Consider the following 25,275-nt stretch of genomic DNA (forward strand, 5'->3'; position numbering starts at 1 on the left):
ATTGGAAAGCAAGATGTAAGGAAAGGGATTTATTTAGCGGAGGTTTGAGACTGAACAGAAGTGGGAAGCCTCCGCTGAATAAAAGGATACTTCATGATAACAACTCAATTTTCAGGAGGGATTTTCTTGACAAAAGTATATGGACATCGCGGCATGATGGGGTTATATCCGGAGAATACACTGCTAAGTTTTGAAAAGGCACTGGAAGCTGGAGTGGATGGTTTGGAAATAGATGTACACATGACAAAGGATGGCGAATTCGCGGTAATGCATGATGCTGCACTAAATCGGACAACGAACGGAATTGGATCCATAGCAGAATATACCTTTTCAGAAATTCGGGAATTACAATGGAATCCAGCCTATCTGTCTTCATTCCAAACTTATGATAAGAGCTGGGAGGAAGAAAAGGTCCCCTCCTTAGCAGAAGTCCTTCAGCTGGTTAGTCCATATCCAGATGTTGCATTGAATATTGAATTAAAAACATGTGAAAACTTATATGAAAATATCGAAGAAAGGCTGCTAGACTACGTTGCTAAATATCCGGATGTAAAGCATCGTGTTATTTACTCCAGCTTTCATCTGCCTACACTGATTCGTTTACGTCATTATGACCGGGATGCCCGCCTGGCATGGATTATTAACCAGCCGATTTCTCACCCGGAGGATTATATTGATATTTTGGGTTTAGAGGCACTGCATGTTGAGGCGGATACATTTTTAAAGCATATTTATCATTGGAGTAAATGGAAGAGACTGCTGCGTGTTTGGACTGTCAATGATAAGGATACGCTGAAGCAATTGCTGGACGTGAAAGTGAAAGCCATTGTGACCGATTATCCGGATCGTGCCATCTTTTATCGGTGTGAGCGCTATGCCATGGCGTAGTATCTTACTTACTTTGGTAATTGCCGTCTTTATAATATCTGGATTTTTTGAAGCAAAGCCGCAGGTACTTAAGGATTCGGAAACATATGGTGCGGAGACATTATATGCAAGTGCAGCAGGAAGGCCTGAAGCAGTTTCAACTGATTTAGAGGTGATCGCCCATCGTGGTGCGAATAATTTCTTTAATGAACATACGCTGACTGCTTACGAAATTGCTTCGGAGGCTGATGCAGACTCGATAGAGATTGATTTACGAATGACCAAAGACCAGGAATTAATCGCACTTCATGACACGACCTTAGATCGCACAACAACAGGATCAGGCGTCCCAGAAGAATTTACGTTGAACGAAATCAAGCAATTCGATACCGTAGCCGTGTTCGGGCAGAAAACCTATAAGGAGCCCGTCCCGACATTAGAAGAAATTGTTACGGCATTTAAACAGGAAGAGCATTATTATATCGAGACACGCCTGGTGGATGACGATACAAAAATGGAAGAACCGTTAATCAACCTGCTTCAGGAAAATGATTTGCTGGATCCCAAATATGTGAGCTTTCAATCCTTTTCTAAGGAGAGCTTGAAAAAATTGCGGGAATTCGCACCGGAAATCCGTTCGACGCTGTTATATGGCACAGATAAATTTGATTTAGAGGATGCGCTTGAAGCAGATGCAGATGTAATTGGAATCGAATCAAGAAATGTGACGAAATGCATTGTTGATACGCTTCATCAGCAAGGGAAGGAAGTTCATGTGTTTTTTACGGATGAGCGTACGCAGCTCGTTGAACAGCAGCGTGTCATGATGTATGGAGTGGATGGGATTTTCACGGATGATATTGATTTTACGAAGCAGGTATTGAAGGAGTAGAATATGTCATTATTTATATAGAGCCTTGCAGAGTTGACTATTTGACTTTGTGAGGTTTTTAAAATAGCCATTAGCTGCAGTACGATAAAAAATCACAGCTAACGGCTATTTTATAAAGATAAAAGCGAATTTACTTTTTTTGTACAGGAATCCAAATCTCCGTTTTCATATCATGGATGCTTTTTACAATCTCAGGAGCTTCTGCAAGTTCATATCCCGATGTTGGAAACCAGTCTGTGTAAATTCTACTCCAAGTGCTTGTTAAGGCTTGAGGCATCTCACCCTCCGCATCAAAAACGGCCCATTGTTGTTTAGGTATTTCTAACGCAGCGAGATGATCTGGAGCAGTTTGATTTGTTACAACAGCAATATAGTATTCCAAGGCTTCTTCGCTCTGCTCTGGACCGTGGCAGGTATTGACGGTGATATTTAGTATGCCGCTTAAATTCGGATCTTCTCTCTCAAGTGTTCCAAGTTTTGCATAATCTGCATCGGTAAGTGTATTCCAAAGAGTAGGGTTAAAATCTCCATCCCCTGGATACATGACTTCCTTATGCCCTACAATGTGAAAAGCATCTTTTTCGACAAAACGATATTTCATCTCAACATCTCCTTTAATAGAAATTTGGAAGGAAATCGGTGGATAAGCTTTAAGAGAAACTCCTGTCTGCTTTACTGTACTAGGCAAGGTATGGTGCAATTCCTGAAAGGCTCTGGAGAACGAATCAGGGGACTGGTAACCATATTTCAATGCTACATCAATCACTTTCTTGTTATTCTCCTGCAGTTCTAATGCTGCCAATGTTAGTCGACGCCTGCGTACATACTCGGATAAAGGGATACCGGCAAGAAAAGAAAACATTCGTTTGAAATGATGTTCCGAAAAACAGGCAATTTGAGCCGCCTGCTGGTAATTGATTTTTTTATCTAAATGCTCCTCTATATATTCGATAGCAGCATTCATGGAATCAAGCGTATCCATGTGATAACCTCCTCTTCTCATTTTAAGGATACCAATTGAAATCAGCTGTTTCCCGACAATATGCGTTCCAATTTGTCGCAGTGTAACTGGTTGGGACTGGGATTGCGATTACTCGCCCCATTGAAGGGCTTTTGTAAGACTCCCCTTCAAGAAATGAGTAAAAAATTATATTTCTAAGTGGGAGATCCAACAACCAGTAACGGCCCGATTCGTTCAACTAACCTTCAGTGGGGAATGAAAGAAAACCCCCGCTGAAGGAAGTTTCACTTTATCGGAAAGCTGGTGAAGCAGTATGCTATTCAGAAAATGCTTCGGAATATTGAACCACACCACTGACATCCTTTAACGCACCCGGTGTTAACTCCAAAGCCATAAAGGCTTCATCTGGAACATCGAATGGAGCTTGAATTCCCCATAAACTGGCCGGTTTAAAGCCGAAGCGGGGATAGTAATCGGCATGACCAAGCACAATCACAGAAGGGTATCCAGCTGCCTTTGCCTGTTCTAATCCTTCATTTATCAACATAGACCCAATCCCTTGCTTTTGGTAGTCTGGATGAACAGAGACGGGCGCAAGAGCCAGCGATGCTGTTGTTTGTCCGTTGTTTTCAATCGTTATTTTTGAAAAAAGAATTTGGCCAAGGATGTTATTTTGTTGATTTACTGCGATGATAGAAAGCTCTGGAATAAAAGCATTGGACCTGCGGATACGTTGTACAAGTAAATGCTCTTGTTGATCACTCATCTCTTCGTTTCGGAAAGCTTGTTCAATGAGCGCTTCTGTTTTTTGATAATCTGTTGGTTGTTCTTTACGAAGGTTTATATTCAAGGAAATCCTTCTTTCTTATATAATGGATTGTAGTGAAGGCTTTTGCTTATTTTACTATATAAGAAGGAAATAATAAATGATGGTGAGGGACAGCGAAGATGGAAAAAGAAAATACATTTACCATACAAGTCCAAGTTTTTTTAGATAATCTTCTTCATGAGATAAATCAAATTATAGGAAATCAATTTGTTATAATTCAAAAGATAGTGTTATGATTTGAATTATTCCAATAAGAAGTAAAGTTTACGTTAAGAGGAGGTATAATAGATGAGCAATCAGTATCCTATTATCAATGGAGCAGAATCGTTTTATTTTGAAGGGAATCGTGCAGGGGTTCTAATAATCCATGGTTTTATTGGCTCGCCTCAAGCGATGTATCCGATTGGAAAAGCTTTCGCAGACGCAGGGTATACTGTTTGTGGACCGAGGTTAAAGGGTCACGGAACAGCTCCTGAGGATCTGGAAAAATATACATACCAAGATTGGATAGCTTCTGTTGAAGAAGCATATAACTGGCTTGAAGAACGATGCGATAAAATTTTTGTTTGCGGTTTATCCATGGGAGGTACATTGACGCTATATACGGCAGCAAAGTACCCGCTTGCCGGGATAATTACTGTCAACGCAGCAGTGGAATTACCTGCAATGTATGAAAATCTCAAAGAGCGTTTTATTGCGGATGATGGACCAGATATCAAAAAGGCAGATGCTATGGAAATCACTTATGAAAAAATACCAGTTAAATCAATTAAAGAGTTAGAAAGCCTGATAAAAGAAACAAAGGAGAATCTGGAGAAAATAACCTGTCCTGCACTTATTTTTAGTTCCGAAGAAGACCATGTTGTCTCACCTGATAATGCTCAGATGATATTGGACAGCATATCTGCTAATTCAAAAGAGATCGTCACCCTGAAGGAGAGCTATCATGTAGCAACCTTGGATAATGACCAAGGTTTGATTATTGAAAAGTCTCTGCATGCATTGCAGTCATGGGAAGAAGAAGGGGAATTATAACAATTTAATAAGGGATGACATCGAAGCTGATGTCATCCCTTTTGTCATCTTAAAAGTAAATGCTTCTGCACCTGCATCTAAGACGATTGTGTTTGATTCTGTCCTCCGCTAGCACCTTGATTCATTGCTTGGCCGCCGCTTGCAAGCATATCCTGAAGCGGTTTAGCAATATCCTGCATGGTGGAGCTATTCATGGAATTGGAAAGCTTTTGTGACATGTTTTGAAAGGAACCATTTTGCATTCCCATGCTTATACCATAGGCTGCCGCACCTGCTACACCTGCAGCAATCAGTGACGTGGTCATTCCTTTTTTATTATTCATCATTAATTATCATCCCTATCCATTTAGAATGTGAATCAACAACGATACTTAGTTTGGGATTAAATTTGAAAAATATACAGGAGGTTTTGATTTTTTTTGGATATTTCAATAGCTGTCTTTAACGAAAAGTTAAAGAAATAGCGGATTTTCTGACCTAAAAAATAAATTTAGAACATTTGTTTCTTTTGGGAGGCTGTGTTAATATAATTCAGAACTTGCTTTCGATTCAGTCATTCAATGATACCGATGAAAGGACTTGATAAGCTTGCAGATTCAAAACCCGCATGACAAAATTTTTAAAGAAACATTTTCAAATGTGGATGTTGCAAAGGATTTTATTACCCACTTTTTACCGCCTTCCGTTCGCGAAACCATTGATGTAGCATCCATTCAGCCCCCAAAAGACAGCTTCGTCACTCACGACCTTCAAGAATATTTCTCCGATTTACTATTCCAGACAAAAATTCATGAAAAACCAGCCTACATCTATTTTCTATTCGAGCATAAAAGCTATCATGATTACTATACTGCTTTGCAGTTACTGCGATATATGGTGGAGATATGGGAAATCAAACGGGATAATAAAGAAGAAAATAAGCTGCCCATTATTATGCCGATTGTGCTGTATCATGGCGATACAGATTGGTATGCAGGCACTTCCTTTCATCACTTGCTGGAAGGGTATAAGGATTTCCCGCCCAATCTGCAAAAATACGTCCCTGATTATGAATTTTTTCTATACGATGTATCTGGTTATAAAGACGAAAATGTCCAATTGAATGTGTTCCTGCGAATTATTCTGATGGTGTTTCGGGATATCCGCAAAAAGGATATCCACGCCGTGGTAAATACCATCTATCAGGCAGTTGATTACCTGCGGCAGCTGCAGGATCAAACAAGGGCAATAGCGTATCTGGAGACGTTGTTTTATTATATTTTCAGTGTCCAGCGGCATCTTACCAAAAAACAATTTTATGATATAATCGACCATATAGGAAACACTTATCAAGAAGGGAGCGAGTTGACAATGACATTAGCAGAGATTTTTCGGAATGAAGGGAAGGAAGAAGGCAGAGCGGAAGGGAAAGCTGAGGGAAAAGCGGAAGGTAGAGCAGAAGGTATAGTAGAAGGCAAAGCAGAAGCATTAGCCAATACCACAATTCGATTAATCACAAAATTCGTAACTCCACCTTCAGAAGATATAAAGAAAAAGATATACGAACAGGAAATAAGCACACTGGAAGCAATAGTGGATCATATAGATGAATTGGAAACCATAGAAGATGTCAAACAATACTTGAAATAGAAAAAACACGGGGGATTCCCGTGTTTTTTCTATTAACAACAAGGAAGAGAGCTCCCTGTATCGCCGCGTCTTTGTCAGCAAAATGAATCGCGTGGTTTTGGCACAGAAAGACCGAATAGCGGTCGCAAATATAAAGCAAGGAAGGTACCTCCAAGAGCCATTACTCCCCAAATGTAACCATGTGCACTAAAGGAAGCAATGCCGCTGAAATATGCGCCGACATTACAGCCGAATGCAAGGCGTGCGCCGTAACCCATCAGAAGACCACCAATAATGGAAGCGGCAGTGTTTCCTTTTGTAACTCTTGTAAACTTAAATAATCCTCCTGCTGCGGAAGCAATGAAAGCACCTAAGATGACACCGAAATTAAGAGCGGTTGTCGTATCAGCGAAAATAGAAGCATGGAGAGCTTCTGTATTTCCCGCCCAGTAGCCCCAGCTTTCCACATTAAAGCCAAGTGCTCCTGCTGCTTTTGAACCCCACAGTGTAAATGCAGCTGTCACGCCCCATGGGCTGTCACGAGTGAGCAGCGTAAGAGCGTTTAAAACAGCCAGTGCAGCACCCGCGGCGAAAAGAGGCCAAGAGCCCCGGAAAAGTCGTTTCCAGCCCTTCTCGGAAGGAAGTGCCGCCATTTTAGGAGGCTTGCGTTTTTTCTCAATTAGAATAGTTATCCCGGCAATGATGGCAAAAATTAATAAAGAAACAATCCATGCTCCACCATAACCAAGGCCTGTTGAGGTTGCCAGAGAAAAAGGTTCTGCAGCTGGTAAATCGTCCATCCAGAATGTGGAATGGGCCGCACCAATAGTTGAGCCGACAATAAAGAATAACAGGGTAATAAACATAACAGTCCGGCCGCCGCCGACTGCGTAAAGTGTGCCAGAAGCACAGCCGCCACCGAGCTGCATACCGATGCCAAACATGAATGCTCCGACAATCAGGCTAATGCCGATCGGTGAAATATTACCGGCAGGTGTTCCTCCAAAAAAGGAAAAACCGAATGCTAAAATAGGTGCAAATAATGTACATGCAATAGCCAGCATGAACATATGCGCCCGCAGAGACTGGCCATTCCCTACTGAAGCTAGTCTCCGGAAGGCTGAAGTAAAACCGAAACGTGCATGAAACAATGTATATCCAAGCAGTAATCCAATCAATAACAACAATGGCTGAACGACATGTTGTGTGGCTGCTAAATAAATCGTCAAAATAAATGTAACAATGATTCCGCCTGCAACCAGTTTTTTCTGCGGCGGATTTAATTTTGGTGCATCTTCCACTTTTGCTGGTTGTTCGGAAACCGGTTGTGCCAATGTAGACATGTAAAACACCTCTAATTCCTATCAAGTTAGTTTGTTATGATTTTTTAGTGTATGCCTCTTTGGAAAAAATGTCAATGGGTTATTAGAAATAGGTGAAATGCATTTTAAGGCCTGGAAAGGATTTCATTATTTTTTGAAAAATGATAAAGAGAAGCGAAGTTTGGATGAAGATGTAGATAAGGAAGAGGAGAAATTAAAAATAAAATCATTTGTAAAACGAAAAAAAGGCCCTTCGAAATACAGTGTGAAAAACGGTATCTCGAAGGGCCATTTTCATCATGAAGCATTGAGAATAAACGGCAGCTCAATCAAACAAATGATTTTACCAGTTTCCCTTCACTGCCAACCATTTTGATTTTAGAAGCAACCATTTCTATTGCTGCATCTTTTGCTTTTTGTAAATATTGTCTTGGGTCTAATTGGTCTGGATTTTCTTTAAAATGATCAGCAATTGCTTGGGAATAAGCGTTTTTTAATTCGGTAGAAACATTTACCTTCGCCATGCCGAGTGAGACACATTGACGGACATCTTTATCAGGTACAGCGGAACCGCCATGTAATACAAGGGGTACGTCGACAAGGGCAGAAATTTTTTGGATACGGTCAAAATCAATATCCGGATCCCCTTTATAGATTCCGTGTGCTGTACCGATGGCTGGAGCAAGTGTTGGTACGCCAGTTTGTTCTACAAAGGCAGCACATTCTTCAGGAACTGCTTTTTGAGCGTCTTTCTCGTCTACCACGATATCGTCTTCTACGCCGCCTACTTTGCCGAGCTCTGCTTCAATGTTGACATGTAATGATTTTGCTAAATCCACTACTTCTTTGGTTCGCGTTACATTTTCGTCAAATGAATGCATCGAGGCATCGATCATAACAGATGTATAGCCTGCACGGACGCATTGTTTGATCAGCTCATAGTCTGTGCAATGGTCCAGATGTAAGCCGACAGGAACATCAAAATAGTTTGATGCAGCAGTTGCTGCTTCAACAATATTTTTTGCGCCTAAGGATTTGACCGTTCCCATCGTTGTCTGCAAAATAACAGGGGAATGTAATTGAGCTGCTCCTTCCACTACCCAAAAAATACTGTCAAAGGAATGGACGTTAAATGCGACAATACCATAGCCTTCCTTTTTTGCTTTATTTAGCATTGATGTTGTAGAGTATAAAGTCATTGAAATCTCTCCTCATTAGTTTATAGTGCGAGTTCAAAAAGTCTGATAAACAGGACCAGTCGGCTAAGGTCGCAACGTCCTGTTGCAACGCCGACACTAGCACGTCCTGTGCGTCGAAAGTTCAAGGCGGCGCAGCTTTGAGGAACGGACTTTCACAGGATGTGATGACTTCTGTGTTGTCCACAGGACGTGGACGATCTTAACAGAAGTTCCTCTTCTCGCCGTGTCATTTTTATTGGACTTTTTGAACATCCTCTTATAGTTCTTCCAATGTAATCTGTTCTTTTATTTCATTTACATCGTTCATATCAATATGCGGGTACCAATATAAGCAGTTTGAAGCAGCAAAACTGCTTGCCTCAATGAGGGCAGTTTGGATTTCTTTATTCGATTGAAACGCTTCTAACAATTTTCCAAGAAAAATATCACCGGAGGCCGTTGCATTTTTTGCTGTGATGTTTGGCAAAGTAACGCGATAGCATTTTCCGTGAATTTTTGCAATGGAGCCATCTCCTCCCAATGTAATAATGATATTTTCCAGTGCTGTATCATTCTTTAAGAGGGTAATGATTTTTTCCGTTGTATCCGCTGTTTGGTTTTTTAACTCTAAATATTCCGATTCATTGACTTTTAGCAACCATGGCTTCGCTTCGATGCTTTTGGATAGAGCTTCCCCGCTGCTGTCTATCACGCACTTTGCTCCTTTATCCTGCAAAGAAATAATTAAATCCCGATAAAATGATGAGGATAATCCACCTGGCAGCGATCCGGAAAAGACAACATAATCTTCCGGTTTTACCGAATCAAGTAAGGTATCCTCAAATGCCTGTTTTTCAGGTGTGGAGATAACCGGTCCTTTTTCATTAATTAAATGTGCGTGCCCTTTTTCGTTATCTACAATAATGGAACAGATACGCGTATTTTCTTTAATAGGTGTTACTGTCGTAGAGATATTCTGGTCATTTGCCAAGGTTTGCAAATGTTTGCCAATATATCCGCCTAAAAAAGCGTGTGCTGTGAAAGCGCTGTTTGGATTTTGAAAAGAAAAAGAACGAATCACATTAAACCCTTTTCCTCCTAATAGCTCCTTCGCTTGATGTGACCTGCTGACACCGTTAACATCAAATTTCTCTAAAAAAATCGTTCGATCTAATGCGGGGTTCGGACAAACAACATGCAACAAACTATCACCTCATTTTCATGTTTGATAGCTTTATCATAAATCCTAAAGCAAAAAAAAGCAAAGAAAAATTAAAATAAAGCAAAAAAACAATAAAAATATGTTTGCATTATTTTGTTTTATGTCTTATAATCAATTTAAAGCGTTTGCAAGTTATCCTTTAGGAGGTGTTTAGATGCTCTCACAAGATCGACAAGAAATTATCATGCAGTATCTGCAAACAAATAAAAGCGTGAGAATTGCAGATTTAAGTAATGATTTAGGAGTAACTCGGGAAACCATCCGCAAAGATCTCTATGAAATGGAACAGGAAGGTATTGTTCGGAAGGTTCATGGGGGAGCGATACTTAATAAAGCCAATCTGGAAACAAAGTATGTAACGAGAAAAACAGTAAATGAAGAAGAAAAGAAAGCAATTGCCAAAAGAGCTGCTGAACTCGTAGAAGATGGAGATACCATTTATATAGATTATGGAACTACTGCTTTATACTTCTCCAGAGAAATAAATAACAAGAAAGATTTAACGATTATTACCAATTCGTTGCCGATTGCACAGGAACTCATCGATTATTCTGATTTTGATGTCATTATTATCGGCGGGAATGTAAGGAAAAATGAAAACTCTTTATTTGGACCAATTGCTTATCGTGGGATTGAAAAGCTTTTTGTAGATAAAGGATTTTTTGGAATTGGCGGTTTAGATTTGCAGGCAGGCTATACCAATATGCATATGGGAGAGTCGGAAGTATCCCGGTTGATGATGAAACATAGCCAGCTGAAAATTATGATGGCTGATTTCTCCAAATTCCATTCTACTTCGATGAACCAAGTAGCTGCTATTGATGAAGTCGATGTTTTAATTACAGACACAACATCTGATGCAGAAGCAGTAGAAACCATCAAATCACTGCAAACGAAAGTCTATACCGTAGAAGCGGAGGGAAGTCATAAAGATGAATAATTATCTTGATAAAGGGTTGATTCTTTTAAATAGCAGCGCAGATTCAACAGCTGCCATCTTTGAAGAGATTGGAAGCGTTATGATTACGAAAGGGTATGCCAACAGTGAATATGTCGAGGGATTAAAAGCAAGGGAAAAAGAATTTCCGACAGGTGTTCCGACGGGTGTAATCGGGGTAGCACTTCCGCACACAGATGCAAGTTATGTGAATGAAAGTAAAATCGGTTTAATGACGCTGAAGGAGCCCGTTTCTTTTCGGATTATGGGAAGCGATTCTGACGAAATTGAAGTGAAAGTCGTCTTTCTGCTTGGATGCTCTGATGGAGAAGAGCATATTCAAGTATTGCAAAAAATAGTGGAGCTGGTGCAGCAGCAAGCATTTTTAGATCAGCTATTACAGCTTCAAACAGTAGAGGAAGCGTATCAATTACTGGAATCAAATTTAGATTTATAAAAAAACTATTTAACCAAAATTGGAGGAATTTAAAATGAAAAAAGTATTAGTAGCATGTGGTGGAGCAGTAGCAACGTCAACGGTGGCAGCAAATAAAATCAGAGCTTTATTAAAGGAAAATAACATTGATGCAGATGTATCACAATGCCGTGTAAGTGAATTAGGGTCGAAAGTCAGCGGTACAGATTTGATTGTAACCACAGCTAAGGTGGACAAGGATTACGGCGTTCCGGTTATTCATGGATTGGCATTTATCTCAGGAGTAGGGTTAGACAAAACTAAAAAAGAAATTTTAGAGGTTCTGCAGTAGAGCGATCTCTTCATTAAAAGGAGGAAATTCCGTCCATGCAAATCTTACAATATATATTAGATCTTGGTCCGACCGTAATGCTTCCATTAGTTATTTTTATATTGGGAATTTGTTTAAAACAAGGCATTGGAAAATCCCTTCGTTCCGGGATAACCATTGGTGTCGGATTTGTCGGGATTAATTTGGTCATTGGTCTTTTAACAGATAATTTAGGACCAGCTGCACAAGAAATGGCGGACCGTTTTAATTTAGGTCTTTCCGTTGTTGATGTCGGCTGGCCGGGAGCTTCGCCGATGGCATGGTCATCAACGATTGCAATGATTGCTATTCCTGTAGCTATTCTTGTAAACGTACTGATGCTTGTAACGAAAATGACCCGTGTGGTTAACGTCGATATTTGGAATATCTGGCATATGACGTTTACAGGAGCCATCATTTTGGCTGCAACCGGAAACTTCTGGTTTGCCATTGTTGGTGTTGTTGTTCACTCTGCCTTTGTTTACAAGCTGGGTGATTGGTTTGCACCGACAGTGAATAAGCATTTTGGTTTGGAAGGGATAGCGATTCCGCATGGTTCCGGAACCTGGTCCGCTCCATTTGCAGTTGTCATTGATGCCATTATCGATAAAATTCCAGGTGTAAAAAAAGTAAATATTAATTCCAGTAAAATTGAAGAGCGTTTTGGGGTTGTCGGCGAGCCAGTCATTATTGGCGCTGTATTAGGTATCGTCATTGGATTTTTGGCAGGCTACCCTGTATCAGACGTGCTGCAGTTAGGTATTCAAATGGCTGCTGTTATGGTCTTGATGCCAACAGTTGTTAAATTTATTATGGAAGGTTTAATGCCGATAGCAGAAGCTGCGCAGGCTATATTAGACAAACGCTTCCAAGGACAGCAATACTATATTGGGCTGGATCCAGCATTACTATTAGGTAATTCCCAAGTAGTAGCAGCAAGCTTGATTTTTGTTCCATTAACATTGGTTATTGCTATTTTGATTCCAGGCAACCAAGTCCTGCCTTTTGGTGACTTGGCAACCATTGGATTCTTTGTATCGATGGCAGTAGGGATTCATAAAGGAAACTTATTCCGGACGGTTATTTCCGGAGCGTTTATCATGAGTATCACTATCTGGATAGCGAATATGATGGTAGGCGTGCATACGAAGCTGGCAACAGATACAGGAAATATTTCAAGCGGCCAAGTTGCTTCTCTGGACCAAGGCGGAGCACCAATTACATTTATTTTGAAAGAATTATTCCAGCTTCAAAATTTAGTCCCATTGTTGATTATTGGCGGAATTTATGTATTCAGTATTATTTTTACGTACGTTCAATTTAAAAGAGAGAAAATATGAGGAAAATTTTAGATAGGAGATGTCGTTGAAATGAAGGCGTTAGTGCTGGAAAGTAAAGCAAACTTCTCCGTAAAGGATATGGAAATACCAGTTATTAAACCAAATCAAGTGTTAGTAAAAGTAGCTTATGTAGGAATTTGCGGTTCCGATTTAGCCCGTTATTTTGATGGGAAGGTGCATAATTACCCAACCATTTTAGGGCATGAATTTTCAGGTGTTATTACGGAAACAGGAAGCGAAGTGCAGGGATTAAAAGAGGGAGACCGCGTCGCAGTAGCTCCATTAGTTCCGTGTGAACAGTGTTCCAGCTGTGCGAGCGGCCATCCGGCGCTTTGCGAGAATTATAGTTTTATTGGTTCCCGAGAGCAGGGGGCAATGGCTGAATACGTTGCGGTTAATGCCAAAAATATTCTGCCATTACCGGATGAAATTACAGATCAGGAAGCGGCATTAATTGAGCCGTTAACCGTTGCTATCCATGGAATTGAAAAAGTCGATATTCACGCCGGGGCAAGCGCCGTTGTTTTTGGAGCAGGCACAATCGGCATGATGTCACTGCTTGCATTGCAGGCAAAGGGTGCAGGAGAGATAACGGTTATAGATATTGATAACGCAAAGCTGGAAATGGCGAAAGCGTTAGGAGCTACAGTTACTGTCAATTCATTAGAAGTTGATTTAGATGATTATTTTAAAGAAAATCAAAGACCGGAAATCGTAGTCGAAACAGCAGGGGTGCCACAGACTCAAGTTCAGTCATTGAGTGTAGTGGAGAAGCTTGGCCAGGTTGTATATGTTGGCACAGCCAAAAAAGAGATTACATTCCCAGCAGATGTATTTGAAAGAATTCTAAGAGCAGAATTAAAAGTATACGGTTCTTGGATGTCCTATTCCGCTCCTTTTCCAGGATTTGAATGGACAGCAGCTTTACAATATATGAAGGACGGAAAAATCGATGTAAAAGCCTTAATTCATGAAGTGAGCCCGCTGGAGGTCAAAGAAGAACCATTTCAGAAAATGATTGATCCGGATAATCATTCGATTAAGTTTTTATATGATGTAAGACAGTAGGGAGAAAAGCCTTGAATGGTACAGTTTCATTGTATCTTTCAAGGCTTTTTCGTCACCGCAACTTTAAGATATAGAAATTCCAGAAGAAAGGTGTACAACCAAATAGATGGGGCCAGCTCACTTAATAAATTAAATTAACTATGGTATGATATTTCTAAAAAGATGAACGGAGAATCTGGATGCAGCGAGGCACTTTTCAATTAATGAAATCGGTAAACAAATCACTTATTTTAAATAAAATTCGTACCTTTGAACCGATATCAAGAGCACAAATAGCGAAAGAAACAAAACTCACCCCGCCGACCGTCAGCAGTATTGTCAAAGAATTGATAGAGGAAGGACTGGTGATTGAAAAAGAATTGGGCGCTTCACAAGGTGGAAGAAAACCAACCTTGCTTTATGTGAACAGCAGTGCGTTTTACGTTGTAGGAGTAGATGCTGGGCCAGAAACAATCCGATGTATCCTTTCTAATTTATCCGGAGAAATTTTGGAGCAGTCATCTGCCGTCATCCAAAAGCCAATAACCAATCAAGCCTTTATAACGATGCTAAAAGACGGTATTCGCAACGTATTACAAGTCTCCTCTGTGGAAGAGGATAAAATTATCGGCATCGGTGTAGCCATGCATGGGGTAGTCGAAGTTGAAACAGGAATCGCTTTATTTGCACCGAACCTGGAGCTGAAAAATATTCAAATAAAAGCAGAGCTGGAGGAGGCATTCAACCTGAACGTTAAAGTGGAAAATGACGGTCGTGCCATGGCCTTAGGAGAATCCTGGTTTGGCGGGCATGCAAATGTGGAAAGCATGGTAGCCATTAACCTTGGGCGCGGTGTAGGTGCGGGTATCGTTATCAATGGGAAACTGTATCATGGGGCACAGGATATTGCCGGCGAACTGGGTCATATGACCATCGATCTTCATGGAGAACGCTGTACCTGCGGGAATAGAGGATGCTTACAGACTTTTGTGACCGGTTCAGCAATCGCTGCTTATGCGCATAAAAAAATAAAAGGTGCTTCTCAGGAAGCAGATACAGCGGAAGCTATCTATGAACGTGCGATAGCAGGCGAACAAGAATATATCGAGGTTTTTCAAGAAATTGCGGAAATCATAGGCATTGGCTTGACCAATTTAATTCATATTCTGAATCCGGATAAAATTATTCTGGGCGGAGGCGTTATGAACAGCCGGGAAATACTTCTTCCTGTTATTAAACAAACCATTCATCAGCGTGCCTTGACAGGGAAAGCAAAAGAAACACAGGTTGAGGCGACGAATCTTTATGATAATGCCACGGTGCTGGGAGCTATTTCCTTACTTTTGATTGAATTATTTAATCCAATGTGAAAAAACGGACTGCATTTTACCAGCAGTCCGTTTTTTATATCCATTCTTTACTTATTCAATGCCGCAATAAACCTGTCAAACGCCGCTTTTTCTTTAAATACCCCGGCGTCTTCCAATACCCGCTTGAATTTCAAGCCGAGCTCCTGCTGCAATATATCTTCTGCCTGCTCCTCGCTGGAAACCGTACCGTATTTATCTTTTATTTGATGGCTCCATTCCTGATGGTAGTCAGCGATATTACTTGGCTTTCCGCATAAATCATTTTTGATCTCCTGCAATTCATCCTTTAATCTTGCCGGCAGAACGGCAAGCCCCATGACTTCAATCAGACCAATATTTTCTTTTTTAATATGATGGACATCTGCATGCGGATGGAAAATCCCCAGCGGATAGTCGCTGGATGTCCGGTTATTGCGTAATACCAGGTCCAGTTCATAGCTGCCTTCGCGCATTCTGGCAATTGGAGTAATGGTATTATGCGATGTATCGTCCGTAAATGCGCGAACTGCTGCTTGTTCATCCGAATAGTTTTTCCATGTTTGCAGAATATGATCGGCAGCATCAAGCAAGAATGGTTTATTCTCGCTTTGCAGCCGAATCACAGATAATGGCCATTTTAACACAGCTGCTGAAACATGGTCGAAGTCTGGAATCGAAAATGAAAAAGCATTTTCAGCATGGGTCATCGCGAATTCATAATTTCCAGCCTGATAATGGTCATGGCTTAAAATAGAGCCCCCGACAATGGGCAAATCTGCATTGGAACCAATAAAGTAATGCGGAAACTTCTCCGTAAACGTAACCAGGCGTTCAAATGCCTGCTTATTGATTTTCATATCTCGATGCTCTTCTGCGAGCAAAATACTGTGCTCGTTGTAATAAACATAAGGCGAATACTGAAAATACCAGTTTTCATCTCCTAAAGGAACCTTGATCACACGATGATTTGCTCTTGCCGGATAACCGGTCCGTCCGGCATATCCCTCATTTTCAATACATAAGAGACATTTAGGGTAGGAAATCGTCTGCTTAAGCGCCCGTTCTCTTTTGATTTGCTCCGGATCTTTTTCAGGTTTGGACAGGTTGATGGTAATATCAAGATTGCCGTAGGCTGTTTCCGCTTTGAAATGAATATTTTTACGGATGCGGTTCATCTGGATATAATTATTATTTTTGCTTAAGGCATAGAAATAATCCGTCGCCGCTTTTGGTGATGCTGCATATTTTTCTTTAAAAATAGCATTTACAACAGAAGGGCGGGCGACAAAGCAATTCATCACATTAGCGGATAGGATTTCCTTCGCATCGAAAACGTCCTCAATGATGTGATTTTCTACCGCATAGTCTACGATTTTATCCACCAGATTAGGGATGGAATCTTCTGTCGGCTCCACTGTCTGATCCGGAAAATCCGCTATTTTTAGCAAGGACATGACTTGATTTCGTGCATAAATTTCATCGGAGCCTTCGATTAATTCTTTTTCTATCGCTTTGTTGATTAATCCTTGGATATCATGGTAAATCATTTTAAATCGTCTCCTCCTGCATAGCCGTTTGGATTACTGCTGTGCCAATTCCATGCGTCTGCTATAATTTTCTCAATCGAGGTGCGGGAAGGCTGCCAATGCAATATTTCCTTTGCTTTTTCAGAGCTGGCAATAAGAACACTTGGATCACCGGCACGGCGGCTGCTGATTTGGGAAGGAATTGCTTTTCCAGTTACTTTACGAGCAGCTTCAATCATTTCCTTCACAGAAAATCCTTGATTGCTTCCGAGATTGAAAATATCGCTTTGCCCGTTTTCTTTTAAATAATCTAATGCCAGAAGATGTGCTTGAATGAGATCCTCGACATGGATATAATCTCGTATGCAGGTGCCATCCGGTGTATCGTAGTCGTCTCCGAATATAGTGATTGCTTCGCGCTGCCCAAGAGCTGTCTCTAAAATAATGGGAATCAGATGCGTTTCGGGAGAGTGGTCCTCGCCGATTTCTGCTGTCTCTCTTGCTCCGGCTACATTAAAATAGCGTAAGGAAACATAACGGATGCCATGTGCATGTTCTGTCCATTTCATGAGCTTTTCCATTGTCAGCTTGGTTTCTCCATAAGCATTGGTCGGATTGGCAGGTGAATTTTCCGTTATCGGAATCGTTTCCGGTTCTCCATACGTAGCGGCAGTGGAAGAAAAGACGATTTTATCCACTCCGAATTCTACCATGGCCTGGAGCAGCACCTGCGTACCGTAAACGTTGTTATCAAAGTATTTAAGCGGGTTTTCCATGGATTCCCCAACGAGTGAATTGGCTGCAAAATGAACAACGGCATCAATCGATTCTTTTGCAAAGACGCTACGTAAAAAATCGATATCTCGGATATCCCCTTGATAAAAAGAAGCTTCAGGGGGGATGGCTTCTTGATGTCCTGTTTCCAGACTATCCACGACGACGACATGCTCGCCGCGGTCGATTAATTGATAGACGGCATGAGAGCCGATATATCCTGCTCCGCCTAAAACGAGTATGCTCATTTTATCTCCTCCTCGGTTACTTCTTTGGCGCCATCCGCAATAGAAGCAGTGTAAAATGTTGGTTCATAGCCGATTTTATCCTGATAAATTTGCTTGATATGATGTTTGAAGTCCGTTACTGCATCCTGATGGACAATAGCGATGGCACATCCTCCAAATCCGGCGCCGGTCATACGTGCGCCAATGACACCCTCCTGTTCCCAAGCTGCAGCTGCAATCGTATCTAATTCCACTCCAGTCACCTCATAATCCGATTGGAGCGAAAGATGCGATGCATTCATAAGCTGACCAAAAGCATATAAGTCACCGTCATGCAGTTTTTCTAATGCTTCCAGTGTCCGTGCATTCTCATATACAATGTGTTTTGCCCGTTTTTGATGGACTGGATCTGTGATCAGGTGCTTCGCTGCTTCAAATTGTTCCGTCGATAATTCACCAAGGTGCTGGATGGAAAGCTCCTTTTGCAAATCATGGAGCGCCTGCCGGCATTGCGCAAACCGTTCATTGTATTTAGAATCCGCCAAGGACCGCTGTTTATTGGTGTTGATAATGATAATCTCATAATCCTGTAAATGCATTGGTGCATAGCTATATTCCAGTGTTTGGCAGTTTAAGAGAATGGCATGATTTGTTTTTCCCATCCCGACAGCAAACTGATCCATAATCCCGCTGTTGACCCCAATATAATTATTTTCTACTTTTTGCCCGATTTGAATCAGCTGAAGCCGGTCTATTTCCAAATTAAAAAGTCCTTCCAGCAATACACCGGTCGCTAATTCTAAAGAAGCGGAGGAAGAAAGACCTGCCCCATTTGGGATATTTCCATAAAATAAGATATCTGCACCGGACGTGATGGCATAGCCTTCTTGTTTCATATATTGGACCATTCCTTTTGGATAATTCGCCCAGCCATGTGCTTTCTGATAAGAAAGATGATCGAGACCACATTCTATTATTCCGTTTTCAGAAGCGTTTAAAGAATAGAAACGTAGTTTTTGATCATTTCTTTTTCGGGCAAGTGCGTATGTTCCAAATGAGATAGAAGCAGGCAGGACATAACCGCCGTTATAATCCGTATGTTCACCAATGAGATTGATTCGCCCAGGGGCGAAAAAGTAACGAGGGGCTTCTGAAGTATCAAAAATCTGTTGAAATGCTTGTGTTAGATTTGTCATAAGGACCTCCTGAATTTTATCTTTTCATTTTCGTATCACAACTTTATTAATTTAATTAACTAAGTTCATTTTATAGTTTTTCCTCTTATTCTGCAAATGTTTCTATTAAAAAATTCTTCAATTGAAAATAGATATCCCGAAGAAAGCTCCCTACGATGTAAATTATCGCAAGAAGCTTTCTTTTATTCTTTTACAGATCCTGCAGCAAGTCCTTGTACAAAGTGCTTTTGCAGAAGGAGGAATAAGATTGCCATGGGTAAGGTAGCAATAATTGCAGCAGCTGCAACTAAGTTTAAGTTATTCGCATTTTCTCCAAAGAATTGTGATAAAGCAACCGTCATAGTTTGAACGGACTCATCTTGAAGGAAGAAAATCGCAAATTGATAATCATTCCAAATATAGACACAAGCAATAATCAAAATCGATGCAGTAATCGGTTTTAATAACGGAAACACAATTTGAAAGAAAATCCGAAATGTTCCTGCTCCATCGATTCTTGCAGCTTCTTCTAACGACTTTGGAATGGTGGATCGGATAAATCCAGCGTATAAAAAGATGGTCAAAGGCAGATAAGAAGCAACATTATTAAATATTGCCACTTGATGTGTATTCATCAAGCCTAAATTTACGACCAATTGATACAGTGGTACGAGCGCAGCCAAAGGCGGCACGACCATAATAGCGATAAAAAACATATACATAAATCGATTCAGCTTTGTTTGTCTTCGTGCTAACGGATAGGCAGCTAAAGAACCGACAATGATAAGTATTACTGCTGCAAAGAAAGTGATGATGCCTGTATTTAACAGGGCATTCCCTAAATTTGCAGCCTCCCAGGCTTCCCTGAAATTGGACCAGCTGATATTGGTAGGGAAGACCCACTTTGAACTAAAGTCACTTTTATCTTTCAGCGCAGTTGTAATCAAAACATAAAAAGGAAGAAAATGAAGCACTGTAATCAATAAGGCGAATGTAGATAAAGCGGTCTTTTTTCTTCTTGAGCTATAATCCATTATGCTTCAACCTCCTTACGTCGGAAATAGACCAATGCGGATAAACTTAGGACGAGAACAATGACCATCATCAGTACGCCTTGTGTAGCAGCATAGCCAGCATCTTCTCTTCCGAAATATAAATCGTACATAAATGTGGACATCGATTGCGATGAATTACCAGGTCCACCGCCAGTTAATGAAATAATCACGTCAAATAGTTTGAGACCGCCGATAATATTAAGAACCATATTAATGGTAATGGACGGCATTAATAATGGGAACGTGATCTTTTTGAATTTCTGGAATGCAGAAGCTCCATCAATTTCTGCTGCTTCATAAAAATCTCTGGATACACTTTGCAGTCCGGCCAGATAGATAATCATTGCAATACCAACAAATTGGAAAGTATTTACGAAAACGATAATCCATATGTTTATATCTATATTCCCTAGAACATTAACTCTTTCTAACCCTAGTGCGATAAGGACATCGTTTAAAGCTCCTCCTTGATAGGAAAAGAAGAAGTACCATATATAACCCATAATCAATGGGCTGATAATAACTGGTAAATAAACAATGGTTCGCGTAAGGGTTTTAAAATGAACGCTTTGATTTAATAATAAGGCGTAGGCAAGTCCAAGAATATTTTGGAAAATGGTACTGCCGATACCATATATCAATGTGTTGCGGACAACCGTCCAAGTATCTGGGTCGGTGAACATTCTAGTATATTGTCTAAACCCGATATAATCGAAAGTCTGTGAAAAGCCGTTCCAGTTTGTAAATGAAATACGAATCCCGTTTAGGAAAGGGTATACGATAAAAAAGACAACAAAGAGGAGGGCTGGCAAATACATCCACCAAAGGGATGAATTTTGTTTCGTTCTTTTTATTTTTTTCGTGCTTACTGCCATTAATATTCAACTCCTATAAAAACAAATTGATTAAATTATTCAAAGCCCGCCTGTTCTATTAAACGTAAGTATTCATTTTTCATTTTTTGAGAGACGCCTTCAGGAGAAAGGGCACCGGATAATAATTCTTGTCCGCTCATTCCCATCGGCTTCCACATGCCGTTCGGTAAATACATCCGATCAAAATAAGGCTCTACTTCAATGTCATCATATTGCTCATAGTAGTCCTGATAATAGATATCAGCAGTAGCATTAGTAAGTCCTGCTGCTAAAGAAGTTCCCTCTGCAACAGCTTTTACATTCTCAGGTCTGGCTAAAAATTCAATAAACTTTTTTGCTTCCTCGGGATGCGCTGTATCCTCCCATATGGCAACCGTATGGCGTTCGCCGCCAATCCAGGTTGGGTCATCTCCTTCATGAATAGCTGGGACAGGCATAATGCCCAATTCGATATCCGGGTTTAACTCTTGAATGACATGGATAGGTACGGTTTGCATAACAAAAGCAATTTTTCCCTGGGCGAGCAATTGATTTTTCTCGTAAGGCCTGGCTGTGAGCACATCTATATTTAATAACTCTTTTTCATGCATTTCTAACAATTTTTCGGATAGATAATCATAAGGTTCCCAGTCAAAGGTACCGTCTAATAATTCCTTACTGTAATCGTGGTCTGGATCTGTGATGAGCAATGGACTGGCAAATTGATCGTAGTACTGTCCAAAAGCATTTTCATTAGAACCTTCGAACCAGAGCGGTGCGATTTCTCCGTTACTCTTTTCCTTTACTGTTTCTAAAGCTTCCATCAATTCATCGAATGTTTCTGGTACCTCAATATCATACGCATCAAGGATTTCTTTATTATAGGTTAATCCATCCATCGCTTGATTGAGCGGATAGGCATATACCTTGCCATCTTCATCTACAAAATTTTGTTCCAGTGTAGGATCCATGTCGTCTACCCAGTCCATGTCCCGCAAATCCATGGTATATTCTCCATATCTGTTCTGAGCCCAGCCATGCGTATCGAATAAATCGGGCAAATCATTTGCTGCCATTCGAATACGGAGCTGGCTTTCATAATCTTGTCCCGGCATATTTAAATTAATATGGATGTCAGGATATTCTGCTTCAAAATCGCGGACTACCTGTTGCATCGCTTCTTGCTCAGCTTCATTGGATGCAGTAGAGAAGTGTGTTAACGTGACTTGATTTCCTGGTTGTGCACTCTCCTCCTCTGAGCCCATTTCATTTTCAGCATCGTCATTCGAACAGCCTGCTAAAATAAGGCTTATTAGCATCAATAACAGAAATGTTTTAAGACATAATCGCATAAGGATACTCCTTTTATCAGTAATTTGAATCGGTACAGTTGCAAGGAGTACGAAATATTTCCTATAATAGATGAAATAGCGTACGCTTGCACGATCGGTATGCTATCAATAGACCTAGAGCTGTTCCGCCAAAAACGATTCTAGGTCTATTGCTTGTGTACAAATTTTGAAAAATACGTCTTGATAGAAAAGAAATTCACGTGATATATTGAGAGCTAGTTCTGAACATGTCGTGTTTTTGCTAGTGCACCACAGCTTTTGCGCTGAATAAACGTCGTAGGGACGTTCACTTTCAGCGGAATGTCTCTTCCTTGTAATCGGTCAAGCAGCAGCTTCACGCTGGTTTGTCCCATCGTATCTGTCGGAACATGAACAGTGGACAGCGGGCAGCTGGCAAATTGAGCCATTTCCACATTGTCAAAGCTGACAACAGCGACATCTTCTGGGACATTTATTCCTGCTTCCTGCAAAGCTCTTAATGCACCTACTGCCATCGGGTCACTTGCGATAAAATACGCCTCCGGTAAATTTCCTTTTTGGACAGCTTCTTTCATTAACCGATAGCCATCAGACATCGTAAATTCTCCTACAAATACATGGGCATCATTATATTTACCCAATTCCTTCATTTTCTTTGTGAAAAATACATAGCGTTCATCATCTATCTCCCGCTTTTCATTTGCTTTGATATGTTTTCCTTGCATCCCGCCAATATAACCGATATCGGTATAACCCAGAGAGAATAGATGGTCCAAAGCAATCCAAGTGGATTTCTCAAAATCAATAACAATAGAATCGAAACGATTTTCATCCGGAGAATGATCGACAAAGACCAGATGCTTGATTTGCTCATGAATTGTTTCTATAATTCCTTCATCGATTTTTCCAACAATAATGAGTCCATCTAACTGAACATTCAGCTGGTGCAAATGGAAATCGCTCATCCGATAAACTTCATTGACTTCGATATTGAAATGCTTGCATTGACTTTCAATCCCATGTCGAATCGATAGAAAATACGGGTCACTAAGTTCTTCCTCAAGGGACTGACACATTAGTATTCCAAATTTATGTGTCGGACTAGAGTTTTGAAGCTGTTTTTTCCTGCCGCGAATCGTTTGATAATTTAATTGTTTAGCTGCCTCGATAATCCGCTGGCGTGTTTCCTCCGTTACAGATAAGGATGCATCATGGTTTAATACTCTTGATACAGTTGCAATAGAGACATTTGATTTACTTGCGATATCTTTGATTGTTGCCATAGGTTCCCCACCTTTTTTTACTAAACTTTATTATGTTAATATACTATCAGGTGAGTAAAACGCTTTCAATAAGATGGAATATAAATAGAAAAAAGCGTCCATTGATGTTCTTGGAAAAACAAAGTGAGTCAGCCTGTATACTACACGAAAGCTTTTAGGATTCCCTCTCCTCACAACAGCAAGGAGAGGGAATCTAACTTATTCATACGCTGGAAGCCAATCTCCATGCGCTTCAATCAAATCATCACATAATGAGATAATGTCATCCATGGATAGTTCCGCGGATGTATGCGGATCTAGCATGGCAGCTTGATAGATTTTTTCTTTCTTTCTCGTTAGCGCTGCTTCCACGGTTAATAATTGGGTATTGATATTTGTCCGGTTTAATGCAGCGAGCTGTTCCGGCAAATCACCTACATACGTTGGTGCAATCCCGCTTGCATCTACTAAGCAAGGCACTTCCACGACTGCATTTTCCGGCAGATTGCTGATTAAACGTCCTGTATTTAATACATTTCCGCCAATTTTAAAAGGTTTGTCTGTCTCCATCGCTTCGATAATATAAGAGCCATATTCACGAGAGCGCTCATGTGTCAGGTTTTGGTCATTTACTAAGTCATCACGCATTTTTTTCCAATCTTCAATCTGATTCACGCAACGGCGCGGATACTCATCCAATGGAATATTGAATCGTTCGATTAATTCAGGATATTGACTCTTAATAAAGTATGGGTGGTATTCGGCGTTGTGTTCAGAAGATTCTGTAATATAATAGCCGAATTTATCCATTAATTCAAAGCGAACCATATCATCATGCTTTTCTTTTTGCTTCTCTTTTGCACGTTTTTTAATTTCCGGATAGAGGTCTTCACCGTGCCGCGTGATTTCTAATAGCCAGGCCATATGATTGATGCCGGCGATTTTCCACTGCACATCATCTGTCGGCATTTCTAAAGACTCCAGCAGTTCTCTAGTACAAACCTGTACGCTGTGACAAAGTCCGACTGTTTTAATGCCTTCCTTCAGCATGATATTCGTTAGAACAGCCATCGGATTCGTATAATTAAGGAACCAGGCATCCGGGCAAACTTCTTTGATATCACGTGCAAACTCCTGCATGACAGGGATGGTTCTTAAGTTACGGAAGATACCTCCAATCCCTAAGGTGTCTGCAATGGTCTGACGCAATCCATATTTCTTCGGGATTTCGAAATCTGTGATGGTAGCAGGATCATAACCGCCTACCTGAATCGCATTAATAACATATTTTGCGCCGCGTAATGCTTCTTTACGATCCTGATACGCTTTTACCGTAACTGTAGCATTCAAGCTTTTCTTCAGGTTATTTAACATCATTTCAGAATCTTGAAGCCGTTCTTCGTTTATATCAAATAAAGCAAATTCGAAATCCTGCAACGCATCGACTGTCATGCAGTCACCTAATACGTTCTTTGCGAAAACGGTACTTCCCGCACCTAAAAATGTAATTTTGGACATAAGCTATTTCCTCCTAAAGTAGAATCAAAATGTAATATGAGAATGTCTTTCTACTGAATACATAGTTGCTTTCTTTTTAGTAAATACTTTTACTGAAAAAGAGTAAAAAAAGAAACAAGGTCTCTTTTTGAGTACGATTAAATTGCTATTGCTTATGTACATATTAATAGATGCATAAAGC

At 40.5% G+C, this 25,275-nt stretch carries 24 protein-coding genes; 10 read left to right on the plus strand and 14 right to left on the minus strand.

Going from position 1 to position 25,275, the window contains the following annotated elements:
• The first annotated feature begins 126 nt into the window (after positions 1–126).
• A complete protein-coding gene (locus tag MKY45_RS03110) occupies positions 127–888 on the plus strand; it encodes a glycerophosphodiester phosphodiesterase family protein (protein WP_339182343.1) in 762 nt (253 codons plus the stop codon).
• A complete protein-coding gene (locus MKY45_RS03115) occupies positions 875–1,759 on the plus strand; it encodes a glycerophosphodiester phosphodiesterase (RefSeq protein ID WP_341172475.1) in 885 nt (294 codons plus the stop codon). Before MKY45_RS03110 ends, MKY45_RS03115 begins: the two co-directional genes overlap by 14 nt.
• Before the next feature lie 130 nt (positions 1,760–1,889).
• On the opposite strand, the gene MKY45_RS03120 is transcribed toward MKY45_RS03115, so the two are convergent.
• Both MKY45_RS03120 and MKY45_RS03125 read right to left on the minus strand, forming a co-directional pair.
• Positions 1,890–2,741 (minus strand): AraC family transcriptional regulator, encoded by an 852-nt coding sequence (locus MKY45_RS03120; RefSeq protein ID WP_341172476.1) that lies wholly within the window; start codon positions 2,739–2,741, stop codon positions 1,890–1,892.
• A gap of 295 nt (positions 2,742–3,036) precedes the next feature.
• Positions 3,037–3,570, minus strand: coding sequence for a GNAT family N-acetyltransferase (locus MKY45_RS03125; protein ID WP_212929443.1), 534 nt, complete (start codon positions 3,568–3,570; stop codon positions 3,037–3,039).
• A gap of 267 nt (positions 3,571–3,837) precedes the next feature.
• On the opposite strand from MKY45_RS03125, the gene MKY45_RS03130 reads away from it, so the two are divergent.
• The gene (locus tag MKY45_RS03130) at positions 3,838–4,584 is read left to right on the plus strand and encodes an alpha/beta hydrolase (protein ID WP_212929444.1); all 747 of its coding nucleotides are present in this window, start codon (positions 3,838–3,840) and stop codon (positions 4,582–4,584) included.
• Positions 4,585–4,661: 77 nt separating this feature from the next.
• On the opposite strand, the gene MKY45_RS03135 is transcribed toward MKY45_RS03130, so the two are convergent.
• Positions 4,662–4,910: a hypothetical protein gene (locus tag MKY45_RS03135; RefSeq protein WP_042531617.1), complete on the minus strand. Its 249-nt coding sequence runs from the start codon at positions 4,908–4,910 to the stop codon at positions 4,662–4,664.
• Positions 4,911–5,172: 262 nt separating this feature from the next.
• On the opposite strand from MKY45_RS03135, the gene MKY45_RS03140 reads away from it, so the two are divergent.
• Positions 5,173–6,213 carry an Rpn family recombination-promoting nuclease/putative transposase gene (locus MKY45_RS03140; protein WP_341172477.1) on the plus strand — a complete coding sequence of 347 codons (1,041 nt, stop codon included), beginning with the start codon at positions 5,173–5,175 and terminating at the stop codon, positions 6,211–6,213.
• 74 nt (positions 6,214–6,287) lie between these two features.
• Here MKY45_RS03140 and MKY45_RS03145 read toward each other — a convergent pair whose 3' ends face one another.
• The 3 genes from MKY45_RS03145 to MKY45_RS03155 form a co-directional block, all read right to left on the minus strand.
• Positions 6,288–7,535, minus strand: a complete 1,248-nt coding sequence (locus tag MKY45_RS03145) for a YeeE/YedE family protein (RefSeq protein ID WP_212929447.1) — start codon at positions 7,533–7,535, stop codon at positions 6,288–6,290.
• A gap of 308 nt (positions 7,536–7,843) precedes the next feature.
• Positions 7,844–8,713 carry a class II fructose-bisphosphate aldolase gene (locus MKY45_RS03150; RefSeq protein WP_341172478.1) on the minus strand — a complete coding sequence of 290 codons (870 nt, stop codon included), beginning with the start codon at positions 8,711–8,713 and terminating at the stop codon, positions 7,844–7,846.
• Positions 8,714–8,969: 256 nt separating this feature from the next.
• Positions 8,970–9,896 carry a 1-phosphofructokinase family hexose kinase gene (locus MKY45_RS03155; protein ID WP_341172479.1) on the minus strand — a complete coding sequence of 309 codons (927 nt, stop codon included), beginning with the start codon at positions 9,894–9,896 and terminating at the stop codon, positions 8,970–8,972.
• Between the two features lie 172 nt (positions 9,897–10,068).
• On the opposite strand from MKY45_RS03155, the gene MKY45_RS03160 reads away from it, so the two are divergent.
• The 6 genes from MKY45_RS03160 (at position 10,069) to MKY45_RS03185 (ending at position 15,393) form a co-directional block, all read left to right on the plus strand.
• A complete protein-coding gene (locus tag MKY45_RS03160; RefSeq protein WP_341172480.1) occupies positions 10,069–10,854 on the plus strand; it encodes a DeoR/GlpR family DNA-binding transcription regulator in 786 nt (261 codons plus the stop codon).
• Entirely contained in the window at positions 10,847–11,308 is a 462-nt protein-coding gene (locus tag MKY45_RS03165; protein WP_042531627.1) for a PTS sugar transporter subunit IIA, read from the plus strand. Before MKY45_RS03160 ends, MKY45_RS03165 begins: the two co-directional genes overlap by 8 nt.
• A gap of 34 nt (positions 11,309–11,342) precedes the next feature.
• Positions 11,343–11,618: a PTS galactitol transporter subunit IIB gene (gatB, locus tag MKY45_RS03170; protein WP_042531629.1), complete on the plus strand. Its 276-nt coding sequence runs from the start codon at positions 11,343–11,345 to the stop codon at positions 11,616–11,618.
• 35 nt (positions 11,619–11,653) lie between these two features.
• A complete protein-coding gene (locus MKY45_RS03175) occupies positions 11,654–12,976 on the plus strand; it encodes a PTS galactitol transporter subunit IIC (protein WP_341172481.1) in 1,323 nt (440 codons plus the stop codon).
• Positions 12,977–13,006: 30 nt separating this feature from the next.
• On the plus strand, positions 13,007–14,044 hold the full coding sequence (locus MKY45_RS03180) for a galactitol-1-phosphate 5-dehydrogenase (protein WP_341172482.1): 1,038 nt from the start codon (positions 13,007–13,009) through the stop codon (positions 14,042–14,044).
• 179 nt (positions 14,045–14,223) lie between these two features.
• The gene (locus MKY45_RS03185) at positions 14,224–15,393 is read left to right on the plus strand and encodes an ROK family transcriptional regulator (RefSeq protein ID WP_341172483.1); all 1,170 of its coding nucleotides are present in this window, start codon (positions 14,224–14,226) and stop codon (positions 15,391–15,393) included.
• Between the two features lie 47 nt (positions 15,394–15,440).
• Here the strand turns inward: MKY45_RS03185 and galT are convergent, their stop codons facing one another.
• The 8 genes from galT to MKY45_RS03225 form a co-directional block, all read right to left on the minus strand.
• A complete protein-coding gene (galT, locus tag MKY45_RS03190) occupies positions 15,441–16,919 on the minus strand; it encodes a UDP-glucose--hexose-1-phosphate uridylyltransferase (RefSeq protein ID WP_341172484.1) in 1,479 nt (492 codons plus the stop codon).
• Positions 16,916–17,920: a UDP-glucose 4-epimerase GalE gene (galE, locus tag MKY45_RS03195; RefSeq protein WP_341172485.1), complete on the minus strand. Its 1,005-nt coding sequence runs from the start codon at positions 17,918–17,920 to the stop codon at positions 16,916–16,918. Before galE ends, galT begins: the two co-directional genes overlap by 4 nt.
• Positions 17,917–19,095, minus strand: coding sequence for a galactokinase (locus tag MKY45_RS03200; protein ID WP_341172486.1), 1,179 nt, complete (start codon positions 19,093–19,095; stop codon positions 17,917–17,919). Before MKY45_RS03200 ends, galE begins: the two co-directional genes overlap by 4 nt.
• Before the next feature lie 182 nt (positions 19,096–19,277).
• The gene (locus tag MKY45_RS03205; protein ID WP_341172487.1) at positions 19,278–20,108 is read right to left on the minus strand and encodes a carbohydrate ABC transporter permease; all 831 of its coding nucleotides are present in this window, start codon (positions 20,106–20,108) and stop codon (positions 19,278–19,280) included.
• Positions 20,108–21,004, minus strand: a complete 897-nt coding sequence (locus tag MKY45_RS03210) for a carbohydrate ABC transporter permease (RefSeq protein ID WP_341172488.1) — start codon at positions 21,002–21,004, stop codon at positions 20,108–20,110. Before MKY45_RS03210 ends, MKY45_RS03205 begins: the two co-directional genes overlap by 1 nt.
• Positions 21,005–21,039: 35 nt before the next feature.
• The gene (locus MKY45_RS03215) at positions 21,040–22,335 is read right to left on the minus strand and encodes an ABC transporter substrate-binding protein (RefSeq protein WP_341172489.1); all 1,296 of its coding nucleotides are present in this window, start codon (positions 22,333–22,335) and stop codon (positions 21,040–21,042) included.
• Between the two features lie 215 nt (positions 22,336–22,550).
• Positions 22,551–23,597: a LacI family DNA-binding transcriptional regulator gene (locus MKY45_RS03220; protein ID WP_341172490.1), complete on the minus strand. Its 1,047-nt coding sequence runs from the start codon at positions 23,595–23,597 to the stop codon at positions 22,551–22,553.
• Between the two features lie 198 nt (positions 23,598–23,795).
• Positions 23,796–25,094, minus strand: coding sequence for an alpha-glucosidase/alpha-galactosidase (locus MKY45_RS03225; protein WP_341172491.1), 1,299 nt, complete (start codon positions 25,092–25,094; stop codon positions 23,796–23,798).
• Positions 25,095–25,275 lie beyond the last annotated feature (181 nt).

The sequence above is a fragment of the Oceanobacillus sp. FSL K6-0251 genome (genome assembly GCF_038004725.1).
GTDB classification, from domain to species: Bacteria; Bacillota; Bacilli; order Bacillales; family Amphibacillaceae; genus Oceanobacillus; species Oceanobacillus oncorhynchi.